The sequence below is a fragment of the Streptomyces sp. NPDC034103 genome (genome assembly GCF_055575395.1).
This window is the reverse complement of sequence record NZ_JBVISS010000004.1, coordinates 347,731-370,256: the sequence shown is the minus strand read 5'-3', so window position 1 is coordinate 370,256 and position 22,526 is coordinate 347,731. Positions and strand designations below refer to the sequence as shown.

Here is a 22,526-nt window from a genome sequence, read left to right as displayed (position 1 = left end):
GGCGCGGCACTCGGCCGCGTTGCGGTGACGGCATCGCGTGAGGTGCCCGAGCGTGCGGGAGGCCGGTGGAGTTCGACGGTCAGGCGGGCGGCTCGATCACGGCGATGTCGCCCTGGGCCACCGCGCACAGTGTCTCGGTGCCGGCGGCGTCGACCGTGAGCACGTCACAGCGGCACACGGCCCGGGTGCGGCCGGCGCGCACCACCTGGGCCCGCGCACGCAGGACCGTCCCCGTGGCCGGACGCAGATAGTCGATGGTGAAACCGGACGTGATCACCCCGCTGCCCACGACGCTGCCCGCGGCGAAGGTCAGGGTGTTGTCGGCCGCGTAGGAGAGTACGCCGCCGTGGACGTATCCGTACTGCTGGAGCACCTCCTCGCGGATGTCCACTTCCAGGGTGGCCTCGCCGCCCCCGAACGCCGTCAGCCGGGCGCCCAGGAGTCTGCTGAAGGGCTGCTCCCCGAGGATCTTCCGGGCGAGTTCCAGATCCATCGTCGCGCTCACGTCCGCACCTCACTTCACTGGTGAAGTGAGAGTGGCGCGCGGAGGCGCCCTCTGTCAACATCGGCCCATGCCCGAGCCCGATCAGCGCCTCTACTACCTCCTCCAGCGGGCCGCCCACCGGCTGCGCACCACCCTGGACCGGCGCTGCCTGGAGACCGCGGGCGTCACCACCGCCCAGCTCGGCGCGCTCTTCGCCGTGCAGGACGAGCCCGGCGTCACCCAGCAGCAGCTCGCCCGTACGCTCGGTCTGCGCGAGTCCGCCGTCACCGGCCTCGTCGCGCGCCTGACCGCGGCGGGCCTGCTGTCGCGGCGGCCGCACCCCCGGCAACACCGCGCCGTGGTACTTGAGTTGACGGACTCCGGTGCCGCCGCGCTGCGCGCCGCCCGGCCGGAGATCGACCGCTTCAACGCCGAGATGCGGTCCGTGCTCGGCGACGACGGCTTCCACGAGACCGCGACGGCCATGCGGCGCCTCGCCCACTGGGAGGGCTGACCCGCGGCCGGTCAGGAGGTGTCCTCCTCCGATCCGCAGGAACTGCCGCTGGGCGGCAGGGAGCCGTAGAGCAGGAAGGCGTCGACCTTGCGCTGGACACACTTCGACGAGGCGTACCCGGTGTGGCCGTCGCCCTTGTTGTCGAGCACGACCGCCGAGTCGCCGAGCCGCTTCGCGGTCTCCACGGTCCAGCGGTACGGCGTCGCCGGGTCGCCCCGGGTGCCCACGAGGAGCATCTTCGGGGTGTCGATGTCCCGGACCTTCTCACGGATGAAGTCGGTGCCCTTGGGGCGGCCGTAGCACGTCAGCACCTCGGTGAGGCGGTAGCGGCCGAAGACGGGGGAGGCCTTCTCGTACGCGGAGCGCAGCCGGCCGAGGTCGCGGGTGATCTCGTCGGCGGTGGGCCGGTCCGGGTCGTCCGCGCAGTTGATGGCCATCAGCGCCGCCGCGAGGTTGTCCGGCGGCACCTCGTCCTCGTCGGCGAGTTCACCGTCCGCGGCCACGGACGCGGGCAACGCCGTCCCGCCCGACGAGAACGCCTCGATGCCGCGGGTGTCCCCGTCCTCGACGAGTTGGGCCAGAGCCCGCTCCAGCAGGGGCCACAGCTCCCTGCTGTAGAGGGCCTGGCCGATGGCGCCGACGAGGTCCTGGCCGGAGAAGTCGTAGCCCCAGTCGGTGGGCACGGGATCCTCGTCGAGCGACCCGACGAGCCGGACGACCTGCTCCCGGGCCTTGCGCGCGTCCTGGCCGAAGGGGCAGGCGACGTCGTCGGCGCACCAGTCGATGAAGTCCTCCAGCGCGGTCTGCTGCCCCTCGGCGCCCACCCTGCCCTGCTCGGTCAAAGGTTCCGTGAGGGTGTCCACGCCGTCGAGCACCAACCGACCGACCTTCTTGGGGAACTGGGCCGCGTACACCGCGCCGAGCCGCGTTCCGTAGGAGAAACCAAGGTAGTTGAGCTTCTTGTCGCCGAGGGCCGCGCGCATCACGTCCAGGTCGCGGGCGGCGTCGACCGTGCCGATGTGGGGCAGGACGGGGCCGGAGTGCTCGGCGCAGGCAGCGGCGACCCGCTTCAACTGCCGTAGCAGCGCCCGTGGATCGTCGCCGCCCTCAGCCGCCAGGACCTCCTCGGTGTCGTCCCCGCAACTGACCGGCGAGGAGCGGCCGACGCCGCGCGGGTCGAACGACACCACGTCGTAGCCCTTGGCCGGGCCCATGAACTCGTCCCCGCTGGCGGCGAGTTCGCCGACGCCGGCGCCGCCAGGACCGCCGAAGTTCAGCAGCACCGAGCCTTTCGACCTGCCCGTCGCCCGGTAGCGGGCGAGGGCGAGATCGAGGGTGCCCGAGCGGGGCTTGGCGTAGTCGAGGGGGACGGTGACCTTGCCGCACTGCAGGTCGTCGGCCGCGGTCATGCCCTCGCAGCTCGACCACGCGATCTTCTGGTCGTAGAAACGCGACAGATCGGGGCCGTTGGTGCGGGTGGCCGTCGGCAGCCCGGTGCCCAGCAGGGCGAGTCCGACCGCCCCGGCGAGCGCACAGCGTCGCGTTGACAGCTTGGCCAGCATCGATGCCTCCAGGCGGAGCGCGCACACCGCGCCCTCGATCACGATAGGCGGCTCGCGGAAGCGCCGCCTCCGGACGGGCGGGAGCGTGCGGAGTGCCTTACCCTGCGCCCTTCCCCGCACATTCGACGGTTTTACGACTAGTTCGACAACCGTGCCGCTCGATGGGGTGAAAGACCGATAAGCCATAACTCGGATGGTTCGGCCGCGTTTTACGCGGTGCGGGTGACTGCCCGCGATCCATGACTGGAAGGCAGGGAACCTATGAGACGGGTTACCCGAAGCGGTGTGATCGCCGTCGCCGCCGTGTCCGGCGCGATGGCGGTGTCGATGCCCGTGCACGCCGACTCCATGTCGGACGGTGAGACGGCCGGCTCGCCCGGAGTGGTCTCCGGCAACACGATCCAGCTCCCGCTGCACGTCCCGGTCAACGTGTGCGGCAACACCGTGAACGTGGTGGGACTGCTCAACCCCGCGGCGGGCAACACCTGCGGCAACCGAGGCGGTAAGGGCGCCGCCGGCGCCGCCGCGGAGGGCGGCGTGACGGATGCGCCGGGCGTGGTCTCCGGCAACGGCCTCCAGCTGCCGGTCCACGTTCCCGTGAACGTCAGCGGCAACGGTGTGAGCGTGGTCGGCGTCGGCAACGCCGCCGTGGGCAACGAGTCCGTCAACACCCCCGGTGACCGGCCGCGGGACACCCCGGTCACGCCGGTCCCCGAGCCGGACGCCGAGCCGCCCAGGGCACACCCCGACCCGAAGCCCGACGTGCCCGAGCCGCACCGGCCCGTGGCCTCGCTCGCCCGCACGGGCACCGACGGGACGCTCCCCGCCGTCGCGGGCAGCGCCGCGCTGGTGCTGGGCGGAGCCGTTCTGTACCGCCGCTGCCGCCCGGGGGCGACGCGCTGACGGCGCGCTGACGGTGCGCTTGTCGCGCGCGGACGGAAGGCCCCACCGGACGATGCCCGGCGGGGCCTCCGCCCATCCCGGGTCCGCCCCGTCCCGGCCCTGCCCAGAGCCAGCCCGTGCCCCGTGCCCGCCGAGACGCCCGGCCCACGCGCCTGGCCCCCGCCCCCGCCCCCCGCCCCCCGGGCCCCCGAGGGCAGTGCCACCACCCCGAGTCGCCACAGTCCCGCAGGGTCACGTCCGAGTCCGGCACCAAGGGCAGGCGGCGGCGCCGGACCTTCCCTCTGGTCCCGCTCCCCTCCCGATCGCAGGCACCGCACGGCCCCCGCATCCGGGCCCGCGGGCGGCACGGATCCTCGGACCATGACCCGTAATGGTGTTGCCCCGCGCCTGTCCTGATGCTGGAGTGAACCCATGGATCACACCGCGGTACTCGCCCTGTACGACCGGGACATGCGTGAGGGCGCGCAGCCGGACAGCCCGGAGTCCAGGATCGAGCGGGTCGGCAAGGTGGTCCGCCAGGTCTCCTCCGAGCAGGGCTGGAACGGGGTCGTCTGGTCCGATCTCGACGACACCGGCGCGGACGCGGCGATCGCCGAGCAGATCGCGTACTACTCCGGGCTCAGCCGTGAGTTCGAGTGGAAGCTGTACGGGCACGACCTGCCGGTGGACCTCGGGCAACGGCTCAGATCGGCCGGGTTCACCGCGCAGCCCGAGGAGACCTTGATGATCGGTGAGGTCAACGACCTCACCCTCGACGCCGAACCGCCCGAGGGCATCCGCGTCCTGCCGGTCACCGACCGCGCGGGCGTGGACCTCGTGGCCGACGTGCACGAGGCCGCCTTCGGCACCGACAGCACCCGCCTGCGCCACCAGCTGCTGGCCCAGCTCACCGCCGACCCGGAGACCGTGGTCGCGGTCGTCGCCCTGGCCGGGGAGACCCCGGTCAGCGCGGCCCGCATGGAGCTCGTGCCGGGCACCCGGTTCGCCGGACTGTGGGGCGGTGGCACCGTCGAGGCCTGGCGCGGCCGCGGGATCTACCGCGCCCTGGTCGCCCTGCGGGCCCGGGAGGCCGTGGAGCGCGGCTACCGCTACCTCCAGGTGGACGCCCTGCCGAGCAGCCGCCCCATCCTGGAGCGCCTCGGCTTCGAGCCGCTGACCACGACCACGCCGTACCTGTACACCGTGTGACGGGGACCATATGCCGGGGGATGTCACATCCGAGGGCCCCCGATCCGTCGCAAGGGCATGGACACGAACCAGAGCATCCTCCTCGCAGGCGCCGGCGGGGTCCTCGGCCGGCACATCACCCACGCCCTCACCGAGGCGGGCCACAAGGTCACCGGGCTGGGCCGGAGCGCGGGCAACGACATCCGGGCCGACCTCATGGACCGTGACGCCCTGCTGCGCGCCGTCGACGGCCACCACTTCGACACCGTGATCCACGCGGCGACCGCGCTGAGCAAGCCGCCCATGCGCCACCGCGACATGCACGCCACCGACGCGCTGCGCGTCGAGGGCACCGCCCACCTGATCGAGGCCGCGCAGACCACGGGAGCCCGCCGTTTCGTCGCGGAGTCGATGGTGTTCGGCTACGGCTACGGAGACCACGGCGACCGCGAAGTCACCGAGGACGACGGCTCCTTCGGCGCCCGGTGCGCCGACCCGGAACTGGAACGCCACGTCGCCGGCATGCGGACGAAGGAACGGCTGACCTTCGAGGCCGAGGGCCTTGAGGGCATCGCGCTGCGCTACGGAGCCTTCTACGGCCCGGGCGGCACCGAGAACCTGCTGCCCATGCTCCGCAAGCGGCAACTCCCGGTCCCCGCCGACCGCGGCCGCGTACTGCCGTGGGTCGAACTCACGGACGCCGCCCGCGCCATGGTCGCCGCCGTGGAGCGCGGGCGCCCGGGGCAGGCGTACAACATCGCCGACCGCACGCCCACGGGGTTCCGGGGGCACATCGTGCGCGTGGCCGAGGAGTTCGGCCTGCCCAAGCCGATGGCCGTACCGATGTGGATGATGCGGCCGATGTCGTACGCGCACGCGCTGATGAGGGCGACGCTGCGGGTGTCCATCGCGAAGGCCGAGCGGGAGCTGGGCTGGACGCCGGTGTACCCGTCGTGCCGCGAGGGTCTGGCCGCGCTGCGTGCCTCACAGGTCTAGTTGGTACTCCACCGCCCGGTGCGTGGGCAGATAGCCGAGGGCGTCGTTGACGGCACGCATGGGCGCGTTGCTGTCCGCGGTGTCGGTGAGCAACCCGCCCAGTTCCGGGTGCCGTTCACGGGCCCGGAGGGCCGACGCCGCCTTGAGTCGCCGGGCGAGTCCGCGGCCGCGATGGTCCGGCAGCACCGCCGTACCGTAGTGCTGTCCGTCGCCCAGGCCGTCGCCGGGCACGACGAGTTCGCAGAATCCGACGACCGAGCCGTCCGCCGTGTCGACCGCGGCGACCGTGTGCAGGAGATCGCCGCGCTCGGCGACCGTCCGGGCCGCGGCGACCACCCGGTCAACGTCCCAGACGACGGTGCCGTAGTCGGTTCCCTCCATGGGCATGTCGTCCATGGCGCGCCGTGAGTCGGCGTAGGACGCGGCCAGGTCGTCCGGCACGACCCCGTCCCACGTGGTCAACCGGTAGCCGGGGCACGGACGTTCGGCGATCGCGCGGATCGCGGTGAGGTCAGCGTCGGCCAGCGGAAGCCGCGCGTAGGTCAGGGACAGCACCGGGCTGAAGCCCTGGGCCGCGAGGAACCGGCCCGCGGGGGAGCCCTGTTCGGCCTGCGCGATGACGGACCGACGGCCCTCGGCGCGCGCCGCGCTCACCGCTGCCTCCAGCAGGCGGGTGCCGACGCCCTGCCGGCGCTCGGTGGCGTGCACCGCGATCTCCAGTTCCGCGAGGTGCGTCTGCCCCTCCTTGGTGAACAGCCGCAGAAAGGCCGATCCGGTCGGTGCCCCGTCGACGGCCGAGGCCAGCCAGGCCAGGCGGCGGCTCGAAGCACCGGCTTCGGGGTCGGTCAAGGGGGTGATGCGGGGTGTCAACTGGGCTCCGTCACGGGCGGGTCGAGCGCTGGGCCGCTGTAGCAAATCACCACGGGACGACCCCGACAAGGGAATTCCGGCCCGGCCGCCGATGGCAAGCGCCTCCGAGCGAGCTGCGACGGCAGCGTCACGGTCGCCTCGCGTCGGCCGATACTGGTGCGGGCGGCACAGGAGTGGGTGGCCCGGCATCGGCGCGAGCTGGGGGTGCTGGTGCGCTGATGTGGGCCGGGCGCCGGGGACCGTCGTGCTGTGGCTCCCCGGCGCGGGCCGGCCGTGTGGTCCCTTTCCGGGCGTTCCTACGTCCTCGGGGCGCTCTTCGCCGCCGTACCGGGGCAGACCAGGCCCAGGATCACGGCCAGGGCGCCGATGATGACGTTGTTGAGTACGACGCCGGTGTCCGGGCTGTCGCCGACGATCCAGGGCGACACGATCATCCACACGCCGATCGCGCAGAAGGCCCAGCTGAGGCCGTACATGCGCTCCGGGGTCTGGGTGAACCCGAGCGCCGCGTATGCCTCATTCTGCGCTTATTTGGCCTTTATGTGTAGTGGTCGGAGAGGTGATCGTGCCGTGTACCAAGGGCGTCCGCCCGGGCCGGGGATGGCCTCCGGGGAGCGCCGACACTCCCCGGAGGTGGCCGGGGCATCGGAGGGGGGATGTCCTGACCCGTGCGGCTCGGTCATCCGATTCCCCGGCCTCCCCCTACTTCCGGCGCCGCCCGGACCGCGGATGCAGGGGCGCGCCGAGATTTTCTCGACCGCGACCTCGACCTCTACCTCGACCGTGACCTCGACGCGGGAGCCGGAGCGCGACCACGAGCAGGACCGCCGCCGTGGACAGGAGCAGTCCCGCGGCTTCGGGCGAGCGGGCGGGCGGCCTCGGGGGCGCCGTGGCCGCGAGGGGAGTGCCGGTCTCCCGCACCAGTCGGAGAATCGCCCGCCACACCTGGTCGGAGGGTGCGCGGAAACCGTCCTCGGGCCCGGCTCCGCGTGCGGCCGCCGCTGCCTTCCGCAACTCGGCCAGCGATCCGCCGCACTGGGGGCAGTGGGTCAGATGCCGGTGGGCCGAGGCGAGTTCGGCGGAGCCGGGCAGGCGGTCTCCGTCCAGTGCGAGGGCGGCGAGGAGGTCGGGAGGCACATGGCCGTCCGCGTTCGTTTCGGCCACGGTTCCACCTCTCCCTGCGGTGTCGCGGTGTGCGGTGGGCCCTCGGATGCGGCCGTCCCGGTCCCGGACGATGCGTGATCTCCCCTCGTCTTCCCGAGTTCGAGGCCGCATGGATGCGCCCGAGCGATCCGACGCGTACCGAAGGAGGTGTGTCCGGTCCCGTGAACAGGAAAAAGGGCCGGTGGATCATATCTGCAACGTTTATGCGTCGAAATCTTGTACGCCGACTGCGCCGGCACCACTCAGCCGAGGGCCGCGTCCCGCAGGCACCGGCGCAACTGGTGCAGTCCGCGCCGCGCGTGGCTCTTGACCGTGCCCAGCGGCCAACCGGTGCACTGCGCGATCTGGGTCTGGGTCAGATCCTCGTAGAAGGTCAGCCGCAGAACCCGCTGCTGGGCCGACGGCAGCTTCGCCAGCGCGTGCAGGACGATCACCCGGTCCAGGACCGCCTCGGGCCCATGCGCGTCGGCGTCGGCCGGTGCCAGTGCCGACCCGGCGGCGGCGACGAGGTCCGAACGGCGCGTCCGGGCGGCGAGCGCGTCGGCGATCTTGCGCCGGGTGATGCCGACGATCCAGCCGCCGATCGTCCCCCGCTCGGGGCGGAACCCGCCGCGGCCCCGCCACACCCCGAGGAACACCTGCTGGGTCACGTCCTCGGCCTCCTTGAGGTCCCCCAGGGACCGCCAGGCGAGCGTGTGCACCAGTGTCGACCAGCGGTGGTAGGCCTCCTCCAGGCATGCCTCGTCGCCCGCGGCCAGGCCCCGGGCGATCTCCTCGTCGGAGAACGACTCCTCCACCGGTGCCCACAGGGGCGCGGCGGCAGGCGGCAGCGTCGCGTTCTGCTGCTGGCACATGGCGACTGCTCCTCACGCGTCGGGACGTCTTCCGCGACGCCCGGTGAGCCCATCGTCGAAGCGGCCGAGCAAGGTCATCAACTTGCATCGGTTCTGCGTCGTATAGTCGATCCCATGAGTGAGCCGTCAGCCGAGCGGGCGCCCGAGGACCGGCCGGGGCCGTCCTCCGAGACCGCGGACGTGCCCCTGGCGACCGGTGCCCTGGCCCGCCGGCTGGGGGTGTCGCCCACCACGCTGCGTTCCTGGGACCGCCGGTACGGCATCGGACCCGCTGTGCGCGCCGACGGCCGCCACCGCCGGTGGACCCCCGCGGACGTCGCGGTGCTGGAGACCATGTGCCGGTTGACGTCGTCGGGGGTGCCGCCCGCCGAAGCCGCCCGCCTGGCCAGGCAGGCGCCGGACTCCCCGCCGCCCGCGACCGAGGGTCCGCAACCGCCCCGGTCGCGGTCGAGGGCCGCGGGCACCCTGCCGCTCGGCGACGTGCGCCAGGAGTGCAAGGGTCTCGCGCGAGCCGCCGTACGGCTCGACGCCCCGGCCGTCGAGGAGCAGCTCGCGGCCGCGGTGGAGCAGTACGGCGTCACCGTCGCCTGGCAGGAGGTGATGGTCCCCACGCTGCACGCGGTGGGGCGCAAGTGGGCGTCCTCCGGCGACCGTTACGTCGAGGTCGAGCACCTGCTGTCATGGCACGTGTCGACCTCGCTGCGCCGGTGCACACCGTCCGTGGCCCGGCAGACGGTGGCCCCGGCCGCCGGACCGGTGGTACTGGCCTGCGTACCCGGCGAACAGCACACCCTGCCGATCGAGGCGCTCAACGCCGCGCTGGGCGAACTCGGCCTGCCCACCAGGATGTTCGGCGCGGCGGTGCCCGGAGAGGCGCTGACCGCCGCGGTGCAGCGGCTGGGCCCGGCCGCGGTGTTCCTGTGGGCGCAGGCCCGGTCCACGGCGAGCCTGCCACTGGCCCGGCACGTCGCCGGCACCTCGTGGGGTGTGAAGGGCGCCCGACGCCGGCCCCTGGTGGTCCTGGGCGGGCCCGGCTGGTCCGTCCCGGCGGCGCGTGAACTGCCGCGCCCGACGGCGCTGAAGGACGCGCTCGAGATCCTGTCCGGCGCGTTCGCGGGGGCGGGCAGCGGCGAACGGCACTGACGGGGGGAATCCCCAAGGCGCCCCGGATCGGGAGCTGTTCCGTCGGCACCGGGAAGCCGGCGCGGATCACCGCATCCGGGAAGCCCTGTTGGGAAATATCAGTCGAGGCCGCGTCCCCGCCGGAAGCGGGCCAGGCCTTCGGAGAGGCCGATGATCGGGTCCGGGTAGTCGCCGACGGCGGCGCGGTCCAGGCCGCGCAGCTTCCACGGCTCGTACACGGCGGGCGCCCGGAGACCGGCCAGTTCGGGCACCCAGCGCCGGACGTACGCGCCGTCCGGGTCGTACCGCTTGGCCTGGGTGACCGGGTTGAGGACGCGGTTGGGACGCGAGTCGGTGCCGGTGCCCGCCACCCACTGCCAGTTGAGCTGGTTGTTCGCCACGTCCCCGTCGACCAGCAGGTCCAGGAAGTGGCGGGCGCCGACGCGCCAGTCGACGTACAGCGTCTTGGCCAGGAAGCTCGCGGTCAGCAGGCGGCCGCGGTTGTGCATCCACCCCTCGTGGCGCAGCTGGCGCATCGCCGCGTCGACGACCGGATAGCCGGTGCGCCCGTCCTTCCAGGCCTCGATGTCCGCGGCGGCACTCTCCTCGGTGCGCCAGCGGTCGTGCTTGGTGCGGTAGTCGATGGTGGCGGCGCCGGGACGGGCGGCGAGGACCTGCCGGTGGAAGTCGCGCCAGGCGAGCTGCCGTACGAAGGCCTCGGCGCCCGCGCCGCCCGCTCCGCGCGCCCGGTGGACCAGTTCGACGGGGGAGAGGGTGCCGAAGTGCAGGTGCGGGGAGAGGCGGGAGGTGGCGTCGCCGGGCAGGTCGTCGTGGCGGTCCTCGTACCCGGCGATCCCGTCGCGGAGCCAGGCCGTGAGGCGCTTGCGGGCCTCGGTCTCCCCGCCTCTGGCCAGGGCGGGGGAGAGGCCCTCGAGAGTGGATCGGTTCGGCAGGGGGTCCGAGCCGACCTCGTCCGGGACGCGCAGGGCACGTGGCGGGGCCAGGGGGGCCCGCAGGTTCTGTCCGGACCATCGCCGGAAGTACGGCGTGAAGACCGCGAAGTGGGTCGAGGCGGCCGGGGTCACCTCGCCGGGGGCGACGGCCGTGGTCACCGTGTCGTGGACGTGCAGCCGGCGCCCCTCGGCCTCCAGGGCGCGCCGCAGCCGTACCTCGCGGGCGTGGGCGTAGGCACTGACGTCGGCGGCCATGTGCACCTCGTCGGCGTCCGTCTCGGCAGCCACCTCGCACACCGCGTCGACCACGTCCCCGGAGCGCAGCACGAGACGGCCGCCGCGCTCACGCAGACCGGCGTCCAGGTCGTGCAGGCAGTCGGCGAGGAACGCCAGCCTGTTGGGGGCGGCGAACCCGGCGTCGTCCACACCGCGGTCCCGCACGAACAGCGGGACCGTCCGGGCCGCCTCGGCCGCGGCACGCAGCGGCGGGTGGTCGTGCAGGCGCAGGTCCGAGGTGAACAGGACGATCGAGACGTTCATGAGGCAGTACTCCAGAGCGGGGGTGGTGGTGTCCCTGAGGCCGGGGACGGTCAGCCCGCGGACGAGCGTTCGCCGGCCGGTTCGGCCGAGGAGCGTGCCGCGGTGCGGGAGATGTTGCGGGCCATGCCGCCGAAGACGACGGCGTGGAAGGGCGAGACGCCCCACCAGTAGGCGTGGCCGAGCAGACCGTGGGGATGGAACAGGGCGCGCTGGCGGTAGCGGGTACGGCCGGCCTCGTCGGTGTCCGCGGCCATCTCCAGCCAGGCCAGGCCCGGCAGGCGCATCTCGGCGCGCAGGCGCAGCAGACGGCCGGGCTCGATCTCCTCGACCCGCCAGAAGTCCAGCGAGTCACCCGCCCGCAGCCTGGTCGCGTCACGGCGGCCCCGGCGCAGGCCGACCCCGCCGACCAGCCGGTCGAGCAGGCCCCGCGCGGCCCAGGCGAGCGGGAAGGAGTACCAGCCGTTCTCCCCGCCGATCCCCTCGATGACCCGCCACAGCGCCTCCCGCGGGGCGTCGACGGTCAGCTCCCGCACGTCCGAGTAGAGGCTGCCGCCGGCCCAGTCCGGGTCGGTGGGCAGCGGGTCGCTGGGGGCGCCGGGGACGGACGCCGAGGACCAGCGGGTGGTGACCTGGGCGTCCCGGACCCGTTGCAGGGCCAGGCGTACCGCGTCCTCGAAGCCGACCGGATGGCCCGGCGGATCGGGCACGTACGTGGCGATGTCGTGCTCGTGGCAGACGACCTCGTGACGCAGGGACTCGGTGAGGGGGCGGGCGATGGCGGCGGGGACGGGGGTGACCAGGCCGACCCAGTGGCTGGACAGGCCCGGGCTGAGCATCGGGACGGACAGGATGAGCCGCCGGGGCAGTTCGGCCACCGCCGTGTAGCGGATCATCATCTCGCGGTAGGTGAGGACGTCCGGTCCGCCGATGTCGAAGGTGCGGTTGACGTCGGAGGGCATCAGGGCGCTGCCCACCAGGGCGCGCAGCACGTCGCGGACCGCCACGGGCTGGATCCGGGTGTGCACCCAGCTTGGCGTGACCATGACCGGCAACCGTTCGGTGAGGTAGCGCAGCATCTCGAAGGAGGCCGAGCCCGAGCCGATGACGACCGCGGCGCGCAGGACGGTGGTGGGGACCCCGGACGCCAGCAGGATCCGGCCCACCTCGGCCCGGGAGCGCAGGTGTGGTGACAGCTCCGCCTCGGGCACGCCCGCGGGGGTGAGCCCGCCGAGGTAGACGATGCGCCGGACGCCCGCGGCACGGGCCTGCTCGCCGAAGATCCGCGCCGCCCGCCGGTCGGTCTCCTCGAAGGTGTCGCCGGTACCGAGCGCGTGCACGAGGTAGTAGGCGACGTCGGTGTCGCGCAGGGCCTCTCCGACCGCGGCGGGGTCCAGCACGTCCCCGCGCGCCACTTCCACCTCGCCGGCCCACGGATGGTCGCGCAGCTTGTGCGGGGATCTGGCCAGACAGCGCACCCGATGGCCCTCGGCCAGGAGTTCGGGGACGAGGCGGCCTCCGATGTAGCCCGTCGCGCCGGTCACCAGACAGCGCAGCCGCGGTTCGGTGTGCTGGTCGTCCATCAGCCGTCGGTCCTCCGTGTCGTCGTCCCCCTGTGATCACTTCCCCGGGCGGGGCCGTGCCGGATGCGTCCGCTTCTATAGGCTTCTCGGGTGGCCACAGCAGACGACCCGAAGCAGCACGCGGCAGATCAGGAACCCTCCCGGAAGTTCATGGGAACGGATCTTCACTCCCTGGCGGTCCAGCTGCGCCGGATGAACGGCGAGATCAACCGTCTGGTCCATGGTTTCGCGGGTGACCAGGGTCTGCACGTCACCGACGTCCAGGCGCTGGCGGCGATCCTGGACGCCGAGGAGCCGATGACCCCGGGCCGGCTGCGGGAGCACCTCGGGCTGACCTCGGGCGCCGTCACCGCCTGCGTGGACCGGCTGGAGAGCGCCGGCCACATCCGCCGGGTCCGGGAGAGCAGCGACCGCCGGGTGGTGCACCTGTACTACGCCTCGGACGCCCGGACGGCGGCCCGCACCTACTTCCGCCCCCTGGCCGGGGCCACCGAGCAGGCCCGCACGCGTTTCTCCGACGACGAGCTGGCCGTGGTGACGCGCTTCCTCGCGGCGATGAACGAGGAGCTGTCCCTGCTGAGGTCGCCCGGCGTCTGAGCCCGTCCTCGGGCCAGTCCGTCCGGCTGAAGAAGACCGCGTCGGCCGCATCCCGGGCCCCGGTATCCCCAGAAGCTTCAATGATTGAGATTGTTTGTCATTGAGATAACTGCTTCCGAAGCCTGGAGAACCATGTCCCTCACCCCGCGCCGAGGCCGCTTCCTCGTGCCGCTCCTGCTCCTCGTCGTCTGGTTGGGCGTGGGCGGGGTCCTCGGCCCCTTCGCCGGGCGGCTCGGCGAGGTCGCCACCAACGACCAGGCGGCCTTCCTGCCCCGCAGCGCCGAGTCGACCGAGGTCGTCGAGGCCCAGCGCGCCTTCGACCAGGACGAGACCCTCCCGGTGATCGTCCTGTGGACCGACCAGGAGGACAGTGGCCCGGTGCGGGACCGCCAGGCCGCCGCCGGACGCGTCCTCACCTCCCTCACCGAAGCCCCCGGCGTGGTCGGGAAGGCGTCCCCCGCGCTGCTCTCCCGGGACGGTGAGGCGCTGGAGGGCGTCGTCCAGCTGCGGCCCGACCTGGGCGAGGAGCTGCCGCGAGCCCTCGACCGCATCCGTGCCGCCGCCGAGCGCGTCCCCGGCACCACGGTCCGACTCGCCGGTCCCGCCGCGACCCAGGCCGACCTCTCCGACGCCTTCGCCGGCATCGACGGACTGCTGCTCGCCGTCGCCCTGGTCACCGTCCTGGTGATCCTGCTGCTGGTCTACCGCAGTGTGCTGCTGCCCCTCCTCATCATCCTGGGGACGGTCCTCGCGCTCGCTCTGGCCTGCGCGATCGTCTACGTCCTCGCCGACCACGACCTCGTCCGGGTCGACGGCCAGGTCCAGGGCATCCTCTCCATCCTCGTCATCGGCGCCGCCACCGACTACGCCCTGCTGCTGACCGCCCGCTTCCGGGAGGAACTCGCCGGGCACCAGGACCGCCACAGCGCCGTGCGAGCCGCACTGCGCCAGTCCTGGGGCGCGATCGTGGCCAGCGCCGCGACCGTCGCCCTGGGGCTGCTCGCCCTGCTGATCAGCGACCTGACGAACAACCGGGCACTCGGGCCGGTCGGCGCCATCGGTATCGGCTGCGCCGTGCTCAGCACGCTGACCTTCCTGCCCGCCGTGCTCGTCCTGCTGGGCCGCGCCGCCTACTGGCCCGCCGTCCCGCGCCCGACCGCCGGCCAGGGCATCTGGCGGCGCGTCGCCGCCCTGGTGGACCGCGCCCCGCGCACGGTGTGGGCCGGCTCCCTCGCCGCCCTGCTGCTGTGCGCCGCGTTCGCCCCCGCCCTGTCGTCCAAGGGGGTCGCGCTCGACGAGACCTTCGTCGGCGACGTCCCGTCCGTGGCCGCGCAGCAGACCCTCGCCCGGCACTTCCCCGGGGGCTCCGGCAACCCCACCGTCGTCATCGCCGACGCCGACCGGCTCGACCGGGTCGTCGCGGCGGCCACCGCGACCGAGGGCGTCGCCTCGGCGGCCGGCGTCACCGGGTCCGGGCGGCCCGGTGACGCCCCGCTGGTCGTCGACGGGCGGGTCCGCGTCGACGTCACCCTGGAGTCCGCCGCCGACAGCGACGATGCCAAGGACACCGTGGCGCGACTGCGCACCGCCCTGCGCGCGGTACCCGGCGCGGACGCCCTCGTCGGCGGCTACACCGCGCAGCAGTACGACACCCTGCGCACGGCCGAACGGGACCGGACCCTGATCGTCCCCGTCGTCCTGGCGATCATCTTCGTCATCCTGACGGTCCTGCTGCGCTCCCTGCTGATGCCGGCCCTGCTCGTGGCCACCGTCGCCCTGAACTTCCTGGCGACACTCGGCGTCTCGGCCCTCGTCTTCGAGCACGTCCTCGGTTTCGGCGGCACGGACCCGTCCGTCCCGCTGTACGGGTTCGTCTTCCTGGTGGCCCTGGGCGTCGACTACAACATCTTCCTCATGTCACGGGTACGGGAGGAGTCCGTACGGCACGGGGTGCGCCAGGGAGTGCTGCGCGGTCTGGTCGGCACCGGAGGGGTGATCACCTCGGCCGGCGTGGTGCTCGCCGCGACCTTCGCCGCCCTCGGGGTGATCCCGCTGGCCTTCCTGGTGCAGATCGCCTTCATCGTGGCCCTCGGGGTGCTCCTGGACACGCTCGTCGTCCGGTCGTTGCTCGTACCGGCCCTCGTCCGCGACCTCGGTGCCGTCGCCTGGTGGCCCGGCGCCAAGGCCCTCACGACGACCGCCGCATCCGACTGACCGTCAGCCGCGGACATGTACGCGCCATTCGAGGGCATGCGAGGACATACGACGATGAGTCGTCGTCACAAGTCGAGGATCGATGCTGGAGGTGACTGCCGGTATGGGCGCGAAGGTGTTGGAGCGGTTTCCAGCGGGCGCTCCGCGAGGATCGTGGCCGGCGGAGGAGTACGCGGCGCAACGCCGTGCACAGGGTGAGCCCGCCACGGTCGTGATGGACCTGAACTCGGACGCTTTCCTCGTGGTGCTCCAGGGCGACGACGACTGAGGAGGACGGGACCGGCGTTCTGGCGTTCTGGCGGGAGCGCCGGTCCCGCCCTCCAGGTCACCGCTCCGGGGCGTCCGTCCTCCCGGAGCCGCCGTCGCCGGCGTCACCGCGCGGCGCCGTGCCGCTCAGCTCCCGTGCGCGGCGCACGAACACGTCGTGCAGATCCTGGGCCGCCCGTGGCACGGACTCGGTCCTGCGGCGCTGGAGCATCAGCAGCACGCGGGTCCGCTCACCGGCGAGGGGCCGGTGGGTGAGGACGCCCCGCCGCTCCAACGGATCCCCGACCACGCTGAAATCCGGCAGCACCGTCACCCCGAGCCCCTCGGCGACCATCAGCTTGCCCATCTCGGCACCGTCGGTGGAGTACGAGAAGGACGGGGTCCGCCCGTCCAGCAGCCGGTGCACATAGCGGTGCATGACATAGCCCGAGCGCATCGCGATGAGTGGCACGTCCAGCAGGTCACTCACCGAGACGGCGTCCCGTGCGGCGAGCGGGCTGTCCGGGCGCAGGCACACCACCGGGCGGCCGCGCAGCAGCTCCACACTCTCCAGCCCGGCCGGCACGTCGTCGCCCTCCAGATGGTTGACCAGACCGAGGTCGAAGCCGCCCTCCGACAGCGCCCGCTGGATGTCGGACTGCTGGGTGCCGACCACCTCGACCTGGGTACGCGGGTGCGCGGCGCGAAAGTCCCGCAGCACCGGCAGCAGCAGCGGCACGGTCGCGGCGTTGACCGTGCCCACCCGGACCATACGGCGGATGCGGTGCTGTTCCCCCGCCGCCGAGCGCAACCGGTCCACCGCGTCCAGCACACCGATGATGTGGGGCAGCAGCTCCCGGCCCTCCGCGCTCATCGTCGCCCCCGAGCGCTTGCGCTCCAGGAGATCCACGCCCAGCTCGCGCTCCAGATTCCGCACCGTCTCGCTCAACGCGGGCTGCGAGAGCCGGAGTTCCTCCGCGGCCCGGCGCAGGGAACCGAGGCGGGTCACCGCGGCGATGTATTCGAGCTGTTCGGTGCGCATGAAAGGAAGAATGCGGCCCGTTCTCCGACCCGTTCAAGGGTTTCCCTGTCACGCCTTCGTGAAATTCAATGGTCCGCGATACGAGACCGGTCGGGTTTACCTTGACGGCCCGGACCGGCGGCTGTCACGATCGGGAACATGATGATGCGACTGGACCTCACGCGGCGACGCCATGTCGACCTCGCGCGCGTCTCCAGCGCCTCCTGTTGCGCCGCGGCCTGATCCCCGCTCCCGTCGGAGATCCGCCGCGCTTCTCTTTTCCCCGCACCTGAATTCAGCGCGCCCGCGCACCCTCTGCCGCCCCAGCTGAATTTGGCGCGCCCGAAAACATTCCGCACGCATTTCCGTGCGCATGCCGCAACAGGAGTTCCGCATGCCCGCAGAGCCCGTGAAATTCGCCTACTGGGTCCCCAACGTCAGCGGTGGCCTCGTCACCAGCAAGATCGAGCAACGCACCGACTGGGGCTACGACTACAACCGCGAACTCGCCGTCCTCGCCGAGAACAACGGCTTCGAGTACGCCCTCAGCCAGGTCCGCTACATGGCCAGTTACGGCGCCGAGTACCAGCACGAGTCGACCAGCTTCAGCCTCGCGCTGCTGCTAGCCACCCAGCGCCTGAAGGTCATCGCCGCCGTCCACCCCGGCCTGTGGCACCCGGGCGTCCTCGCCAAGTTCGGCGCCACCGCCGACCACCTCTCCGGTGGCCGCTTCGCCGTCAACGTCGTGTCCGGCTGGTTCAAGGGGGAGTTCACCGCCCTCGGCGAGCCCTGGCTGGAGCACGACGAGCGCTACCGCCGCTCCGAGGAGTTCATCACCGCGCTGCGCACGATCTGGACCGAGGACCACGCCGAACTCGGCGGCGACTTCTACCGGTTGCGCGACTTCTCCCTCAAGCCCAAGCCCCTGAACACGCCCGAGCGGCCGCACCCGGAGATCTTCCAGGGCGGCAACTCCACCGCCGCACGGCGGATGGCCGGCCGGGTCTCCGACTGGTACTTCTCCAACGGCAGGGACTTCGACGGCGTCAGCGAGCAGCTCGCCGACGTGCGCCACTCCGCCGCCGAAGCCGGCCGCAGGGCACCGAAGTTCGGCCTCAACGGATTCCTCATCGCCCGTGACACCGAGGCCGAGGCACGGGACACCCTCCGCGAGATCGTCGCCCGGGCCGACACCGAGGCCGTCGAGGGCTTCGGTGCCGCGGTGCGGCAGGCGGGCCCGTCCACGGCCGACAAGAAGGGCATGTGGCAGGACTCCTCCTTCGAGGACCTCGTCCAGTACAACGACGGCTTCCGCACCGGACTCATCGGCACACCCGAGCAGATCGCCGAGCGGATCGTCGCCTACAAGCGGCTCGGTGTCGACCTGCTCCTCCTCGGCTTCCTGCACTACCACGAGGAGGTCGAGTACTTCGGCAAGAGGGTGCTGCCGCTGGTGCGCGAACTGGAGGCCCAGCTCCCCGAGCCCGTCCTCGCGCAGGTCTGAGCGGGCACCGGCCGGCGGAACAGCCCCACTGTCCCGGGACCGCCCAGCCCGGACCACCGCGTGCCGCGTCGCCCTGCCCGAACCCACCTGGCATCCCTGACCACTTCCTCCCGGGGCGCCCCCTCCTGAACAGGGGGCGCCCCGCCTCCCCGCTCCGAAAGAGGACCGCATGGCCACCGTCCTGTCCGTCTCCGGCAGTCCTTCCGCCTCCTCCCGCACCAACCGCCTGCTGCGTCACCTCGACCGGCGGCTGGCCGCGCAGGGGCACGAGGTGATCCCGCTCGACGTCCGCACCATCCCCGCCGAGGCCCTCCTCGGCGCCGACTTCGCACACCGGGCGATCGTCGAGGCCACCGAGCTGTTCGCCCGCGCCGACGGCGTCGTCGTCGCCACCCCCGTCTACAAGGCGTCGTACTCGGGCGTCCTCAAGGCCCTGCTCGACCTGCTCCCGCAGTACGCCCTCGTCGGCAAGACCGTCCTGCCGCTCGCCACCGGCGGCACCACCGCCCATGTCCTGGCCATCGACTACGCGCTGCGCCCGGTGCTCACCTCCATGGGAGCCGCCCACATCGTGCAGGGCTGGTTCACGCTCGACAAGGACATCACCGTGCACGAGGACGGCACGCTGAGCCTGCCCGCGACCACCACCGAGGCGCTCACCCAGGTGGTCGACCAGTTCTCGGGCGCTCTGGGGCACGCCCCGGTCCTGGCCGCGGCGAGCTGAACCGGATGACCGCCCATGTGATCGCCGACGACGCCGAGGCCCTCGCCGTCGCGGCCGCACTCGCCGCGGAGTTCCGTGCGGGCGCCTCCGCGCGGGACACCGAACGCAGGCTGCCCCGCACGGAGTTGGACCAGCTCTCCGCCTCCGGGCTGCTCGCCGTCACCGTCCCCGCCGAGCACGGGGGAGCGGACGTCGGCGCGCGGACCCTCGCGGAGATCTTCCGCCTGCTCGCGTCGGCCGACGCCAGCCTCGCCCAGATCCCGCAGAGCCACTTCGCCTACGTCAACGTGATCCGCCGCCAGGGCACCGAGCAGCAGCGGAAGTTCTTCTTCGGTGAACTCCTCGCCGGCCGCCGCTTCGGCAACGCCCAGTCGGAGGCGGGCACACGGCACGTCCAGGACATCCGCACCCGTCTCACGCCGAGGCCGGACGGCTCGTACGTCCTCGACGGCGTCAAGCACTACGCCACGGGCGCCCTGTTCGCGCACTGGATCCCCGTGCTCGCCCGCGCCGAGCACGACAGGCTCCACGTCGCCTACGTGCCCCGCGACGCACCCGGTGTGACGGTGGTCGACGACTGGGACGGTCTCGGTCAGCGCACGACCGCCAGCGGCACCGTCCGTCTCGAAGGGGTCGAGGTCCCGGCCGACCGGGTCCTGCCCCATCACCTCACCTTCGAGGACCCGCAACTGCACGGTGCCGTGGCCCAGTTGCTGCACGCCGCGATCGACACCGGGATCGCCGGGGCCGCACTGTCGGAGGCCGCGGACTTCGTGAGGACGAAGAGCCGCCCATGGTTCGAGAGTGGTGCCGAGACGGCGGCAGAGGACCCGCTGCTGATCCAGCGCTTCGGCGAACTCGCCCTCCAGGTACGGGCGTCGCAGGCCCTGCTGCGCGAGGCCGCGGACGCGGTCCAGGCGGCACAGGACGACCTCACCGACGACTCGGCGGCCGAGGCGTCCATCGCCGTGGCCGCCGCCAAAGTGCAGGCCGCGCAGGCCGCCGTCGAGGTGGCGAGCGCGCTGTTCGAGGTCGCCGGCACCCGCTCGGCCCTCGACTCCCTCAATCTGCACCGGTACTGGCGCGACGCCCGCACCCACACCCTGCACGACCCCGCCCGCTGGAAGATCCAGCACATCGGCCGCTACGTACTCAACGGCACCCGGCCACCGCGCCACGGCCTGCTCTGACGTCAAGACCGCCCGGGCCGCCCCGGCGCCGAAGACCCCCACGGCTGCTGCGGCCCCTGACGCCCAAGGCCCCGAAATCCTCGATCGGAGATCCCCACGTGTCCCTCACCTTCCACTGGTTCCTTCCCACCAACGGCGACAGCCGCGACGTCGTCGGCGGCGGTCACGGCACCCCGGCCACCGTCTCCGGGCGGGACCGGCCGCCGACGGTGGCTTACCTGAGCCAGATCGCCCGCGCCGCCGAGGGCCTCGGTTTCGTCGGCGCGCTGACGCCGACCGGAGCCTGGTGCGAGGACGCGTGGCTGACCACGGCCATGGTCAGCCAGAACACCGAGCGGCTGAAGTTCCTGGTGGCCTTCCGCCCCGGCTTCGTCTCCCCGACCCTGGCCGCGCAGATGGCGTCCACCTTCCAACGGCAGTCCGGCGGCCGGCTCCTGCTCAACGTCGTCACCGGCGGCGAGAGCCACGAGCAGCGGGCCTACGGAGACTTCCTCGACAAGGACGACCGCTACCGCCGTACCGACGAATTCCTGGAGGTCGTAAGGGGGTTGTGGGACGGCAAGACGGTCGACCTCAAGGGCGAGCACCTACGGGTCGAGGACGCCAGGCTGGCCCGGGTGCCCGACCCGGTCCCCGAGGTGTACTTCGGCGGCTCCTCGCCGATCGCCGGGGAGGTGGCGGCCAAGCACGTCGACGTGTACCTGACGTGGGGTGAGCCGCCGGCGCAGGTCGCCGAGAAGATCGCCTGGATCCGGGGACTGGCCGCCCGGCACGGGCGCACCCTCCGCTTCGGCATCCGGCTGCACGTCATCACCCGTGACACCGCCGAACAGGCCTGGGCGGAAGCCGACCGGCTGCTCGCGGGATTCGACCCCGAGACCGTGAGGTCCGTCCAGGCGGGGCTCGCCCGCAGTGAGTCCGAGGGCCAGCAGAGGATGCTCGCCCTGCACGGCGGCGGCGGTAGGGACGGCCTGGAGATCCACCCCAACCTGTGGGCCGGCATCGGCCTGGTCCGCGGCGGCGCGGGCACCGCCCTGGTCGGCAGCCACGACGAGGTCGCCGAGCGGATCAAGGAGTACCACGCCCTCGGTATCGACGAGTTCGTGCTCTCCGGGTATCCGCACCTGGAGGAGGCGTACTGGTTCGGCGAGGGCGTGCTGCCCCGGCTGGCCGCACAGGGGCTGTGGCGCCACCCGTTCGCCCCGGACAACACCCCTTCCGCGCAGGTGCCGTTCGCGAGCTAGCGCCGCGGCACCAGAGCATCCGGCTCAGCACGCCAGCGCGTCGAGGTGCGCCCGCCGCACCACCGACGTCTGCCCCTGCACCAGCAGGAACATCCCCTCCCGGAACAGCCGTTGGGCGGGGTGGCGGACGTCCATGGTGCGGCCGCCCCCGGCCACGACCGCCGCCGTCGTGGCCGCGCGCATCAGGTCGTACGACCGCTTCTTCAGCGCCAGGCGTTCCTCGACGCACTCGTGTGCGACGGGGTGCTCGGCCAGCTCGTACGCCTGCCGCCGCACCTCGTCGACCCGGCCGCGCAGTTCCTGGGCCGTCCCCGCCTCACCGTTCTCCTCCAGCACGCGCAGCGCGGCGTACGCCACCCCGAAGACGGCCGGGGAGGTGTTGGTGCTGCGGGGCAGGTCGACGAGGGCGAACTTCTCCCGCGGGGTGCGCAGCACCACGCTCTCCTCCGGCAGCCACAGGCCCGTCAGCTCCAGGGAGACCGTGCGGGCGGCGGTGAGCGCGGCCAGCCGCATCGGCTCGGAGGCCCGCAGTCCCGGCTGCTCGCGGGCCTCGGCGAACGCGAACACGACCTCGTCGGAGTCGGTCACGCCCGCGAGCAGCAGCACGTCGTTCAGGCCCCAGCCCGTGTACCAGGGCACGGTCCCGTCGAACCGCCAGCCGTCCCGCTCCGCCGTCGCCCGCACCAGGACACGGGGGAAGGCGCGGACATGGGCGTAGGCGATGCCGGCCAGCAGCCCGCCGGACGCCAGTGGGCCCAACAGGCGTGCGCGTACCGGGAGTTCGGTCTTGGCGAGCATCCGCACCGGAGTGTGGTGCTGCGTCTGCACGAACCATGTCGAGCAGCACGCCCCCGCCAGGATCTCCTGGATCTCCCGCGCCACCGAGTCGGGGGCATCCGCCCCGCCGTACGCGCGCGGCGCGCTCATGCCCAGCAGCCCCGACCGCCGGATCTCCTGAAGGTGGCTCGCGGGCACCTCCGACCGGTCGACCAGGGCCGCCTGAGGGGCGAGGAGACGGTCGGCGAGCTCCTGGGCCCGGGCGACGAGCGGGTGCGCTGCGATGGTCATGGAAGGGAT

Annotated in this window: 21 protein-coding genes and 1 pseudogene; 13 read left to right on the top strand and 9 right to left on the bottom strand. The window is 72.7% G+C overall.

Translation table 11 applies throughout. From position 1 onward, the window contains the following. Nucleotides 1-79: 79 nt before the first annotated feature. Nucleotides 80-493, bottom strand: a complete 414-nt coding sequence (locus ACZ56U_RS11115) for a PaaI family thioesterase (protein WP_469083875.1) — start codon at nucleotides 491-493, stop codon at nucleotides 80-82. 79 nt (nucleotides 494-572) lie between these two features. Between ACZ56U_RS11115 and ACZ56U_RS11110 the strand changes: the two genes are divergently transcribed. Beyond that, nucleotides 573-998 carry a MarR family winged helix-turn-helix transcriptional regulator gene (locus ACZ56U_RS11110; RefSeq protein WP_469083740.1) on the top strand — a complete coding sequence of 142 codons (426 nt, stop codon included), beginning with the start codon at nucleotides 573-575 and terminating at the stop codon, nucleotides 996-998. An 11-nt stretch (nucleotides 999-1,009) separates the two neighbouring features. On the opposite strand, the gene ACZ56U_RS11105 is transcribed toward ACZ56U_RS11110, so the two are convergent. After that, nucleotides 1,010-2,560, bottom strand: a complete 1,551-nt coding sequence (locus ACZ56U_RS11105) for an alpha/beta hydrolase (protein WP_469083739.1) — start codon at nucleotides 2,558-2,560, stop codon at nucleotides 1,010-1,012. A gap of 261 nt (nucleotides 2,561-2,821) precedes the next feature. Here ACZ56U_RS11105 and ACZ56U_RS11100 point away from each other — a divergent pair, with 261 nt between their 5' ends. From ACZ56U_RS11100 to ACZ56U_RS11090, 3 genes are all read left to right on the top strand, one after another. Then, entirely contained in the window at nucleotides 2,822-3,463 is a 642-nt protein-coding gene (locus ACZ56U_RS11100; RefSeq protein WP_469083738.1) for a chaplin, read from the top strand. A gap of 411 nt (nucleotides 3,464-3,874) precedes the next feature. Beyond that, nucleotides 3,875-4,651: a GNAT family N-acetyltransferase gene (locus ACZ56U_RS11095; RefSeq protein ID WP_469083737.1), complete on the top strand. Its 777-nt coding sequence runs from the start codon at nucleotides 3,875-3,877 to the stop codon at nucleotides 4,649-4,651. 57 nt (nucleotides 4,652-4,708) lie between these two features. Beyond that, complete coding sequence (locus tag ACZ56U_RS11090; RefSeq protein WP_469083736.1) at nucleotides 4,709-5,626, top strand: NAD-dependent epimerase/dehydratase family protein; 918 nt, start codon at nucleotides 4,709-4,711, stop codon at nucleotides 5,624-5,626. Here ACZ56U_RS11090 and ACZ56U_RS11085 read toward each other — a convergent pair. From ACZ56U_RS11085 to ACZ56U_RS11075, 3 genes and pseudogenes are all read right to left on the bottom strand, one after another. Further along, nucleotides 5,615-6,496, bottom strand: coding sequence for a GNAT family N-acetyltransferase (locus tag ACZ56U_RS11085; protein ID WP_469083735.1), 882 nt, complete (start codon nucleotides 6,494-6,496; stop codon nucleotides 5,615-5,617). The two genes, ACZ56U_RS11090 and ACZ56U_RS11085, sit on opposite strands and share 12 nt — an antisense overlap. Nucleotides 6,497-6,792: 296 nt before the next feature. Beyond that, a pseudogene (locus tag ACZ56U_RS11080) lies at nucleotides 6,793-7,002 on the bottom strand (SPW repeat protein); the annotation flags it as partial. A gap of 900 nt (nucleotides 7,003-7,902) precedes the next feature. After that, nucleotides 7,903-8,514 (bottom strand): sigma-70 family RNA polymerase sigma factor, encoded by a 612-nt coding sequence (locus ACZ56U_RS11075; RefSeq protein ID WP_469083734.1) that lies wholly within the window; start codon nucleotides 8,512-8,514, stop codon nucleotides 7,903-7,905. Nucleotides 8,515-8,628: 114 nt separating this feature from the next. Between ACZ56U_RS11075 and ACZ56U_RS11070 the strand changes: the two genes are divergently transcribed. Further along, entirely contained in the window at nucleotides 8,629-9,657 is a 1,029-nt protein-coding gene (locus ACZ56U_RS11070; protein WP_469083733.1) for a MerR family transcriptional regulator, read from the top strand. A gap of 98 nt (nucleotides 9,658-9,755) precedes the next feature. Here ACZ56U_RS11070 and ACZ56U_RS11065 read toward each other — a convergent pair whose 3' ends face one another. Together ACZ56U_RS11065 and ACZ56U_RS11060 are read right to left on the bottom strand one after the other, a co-directional pair. Beyond that, nucleotides 9,756-11,129, bottom strand: a complete 1,374-nt coding sequence (locus ACZ56U_RS11065; RefSeq protein WP_469083732.1) for a cryptochrome/photolyase family protein — start codon at nucleotides 11,127-11,129, stop codon at nucleotides 9,756-9,758. A gap of 50 nt (nucleotides 11,130-11,179) precedes the next feature. Continuing rightward, a complete protein-coding gene (locus ACZ56U_RS11060; RefSeq protein ID WP_469083731.1) occupies nucleotides 11,180-12,709 on the bottom strand; it encodes an SDR family oxidoreductase in 1,530 nt (509 codons plus the stop codon). 90 nt (nucleotides 12,710-12,799) lie between these two features. Between ACZ56U_RS11060 and ACZ56U_RS11055 the strand changes: the two genes are divergently transcribed. The 3 genes from ACZ56U_RS11055 to ACZ56U_RS11045 all read left to right on the top strand — a co-directional run bounded on the left by ACZ56U_RS11055 (nucleotide 12,800) and on the right by ACZ56U_RS11045 (nucleotide 15,788). Further along, nucleotides 12,800-13,306, top strand: a complete 507-nt coding sequence (locus tag ACZ56U_RS11055; RefSeq protein WP_469083730.1) for a MarR family winged helix-turn-helix transcriptional regulator — start codon at nucleotides 12,800-12,802, stop codon at nucleotides 13,304-13,306. A 132-nt stretch (nucleotides 13,307-13,438) separates the two neighbouring features. Then, nucleotides 13,439-15,520: an MMPL family transporter gene (locus ACZ56U_RS11050; protein ID WP_469083729.1), complete on the top strand. Its 2,082-nt coding sequence runs from the start codon at nucleotides 13,439-13,441 to the stop codon at nucleotides 15,518-15,520. An 82-nt stretch (nucleotides 15,521-15,602) separates the two neighbouring features. Beyond that, the gene (locus tag ACZ56U_RS11045) at nucleotides 15,603-15,788 is read left to right on the top strand and encodes a hypothetical protein (RefSeq protein WP_391231783.1); all 186 of its coding nucleotides are present in this window, start codon (nucleotides 15,603-15,605) and stop codon (nucleotides 15,786-15,788) included. A gap of 57 nt (nucleotides 15,789-15,845) precedes the next feature. Here ACZ56U_RS11045 and ACZ56U_RS11040 read toward each other — a convergent pair whose 3' ends face one another. Then, nucleotides 15,846-16,808: a LysR family transcriptional regulator gene (locus ACZ56U_RS11040; RefSeq protein WP_469083728.1), complete on the bottom strand. Its 963-nt coding sequence runs from the start codon at nucleotides 16,806-16,808 to the stop codon at nucleotides 15,846-15,848. Nucleotides 16,809-16,946: 138 nt separating this feature from the next. On the opposite strand from ACZ56U_RS11040, the gene ACZ56U_RS11035 reads away from it, so the two are divergent. The 5 genes from ACZ56U_RS11035 (at nucleotide 16,947) to ACZ56U_RS11015 (ending at nucleotide 21,449) form a co-directional block, all read left to right on the top strand. Beyond that, nucleotides 16,947-17,030, top strand: coding sequence for a putative leader peptide (locus ACZ56U_RS11035; protein WP_353693630.1), 84 nt, complete (start codon nucleotides 16,947-16,949; stop codon nucleotides 17,028-17,030). Between the two features lie 151 nt (nucleotides 17,031-17,181). Then, nucleotides 17,182-18,291 (top strand): dimethylsulfone monooxygenase SfnG, encoded by a 1,110-nt coding sequence (gene sfnG / locus ACZ56U_RS11030; RefSeq protein ID WP_469083727.1) that lies wholly within the window; start codon nucleotides 17,182-17,184, stop codon nucleotides 18,289-18,291. A gap of 169 nt (nucleotides 18,292-18,460) precedes the next feature. Then, the gene (gene ssuE, locus ACZ56U_RS11025) at nucleotides 18,461-19,015 is read left to right on the top strand and encodes an NADPH-dependent FMN reductase (protein WP_469083726.1); all 555 of its coding nucleotides are present in this window, start codon (nucleotides 18,461-18,463) and stop codon (nucleotides 19,013-19,015) included. Nucleotides 19,016-19,020: 5 nt separating this feature from the next. Beyond that, a complete protein-coding gene (locus ACZ56U_RS11020) occupies nucleotides 19,021-20,205 on the top strand; it encodes an SfnB family sulfur acquisition oxidoreductase (protein WP_469083725.1) in 1,185 nt (394 codons plus the stop codon). Nucleotides 20,206-20,303: 98 nt separating this feature from the next. Next, the gene (locus ACZ56U_RS11015) at nucleotides 20,304-21,449 is read left to right on the top strand and encodes an LLM class flavin-dependent oxidoreductase (RefSeq protein ID WP_469083724.1); all 1,146 of its coding nucleotides are present in this window, start codon (nucleotides 20,304-20,306) and stop codon (nucleotides 21,447-21,449) included. A 24-nt stretch (nucleotides 21,450-21,473) separates the two neighbouring features. Here the strand turns inward: ACZ56U_RS11015 and ACZ56U_RS11010 are convergent, their stop codons facing one another. Then, the gene (locus ACZ56U_RS11010) at nucleotides 21,474-22,517 is read right to left on the bottom strand and encodes an acyl-CoA dehydrogenase family protein (RefSeq protein ID WP_469083723.1); all 1,044 of its coding nucleotides are present in this window, start codon (nucleotides 22,515-22,517) and stop codon (nucleotides 21,474-21,476) included. Between the last annotated feature and the right edge of the window lie 9 nt (nucleotides 22,518-22,526).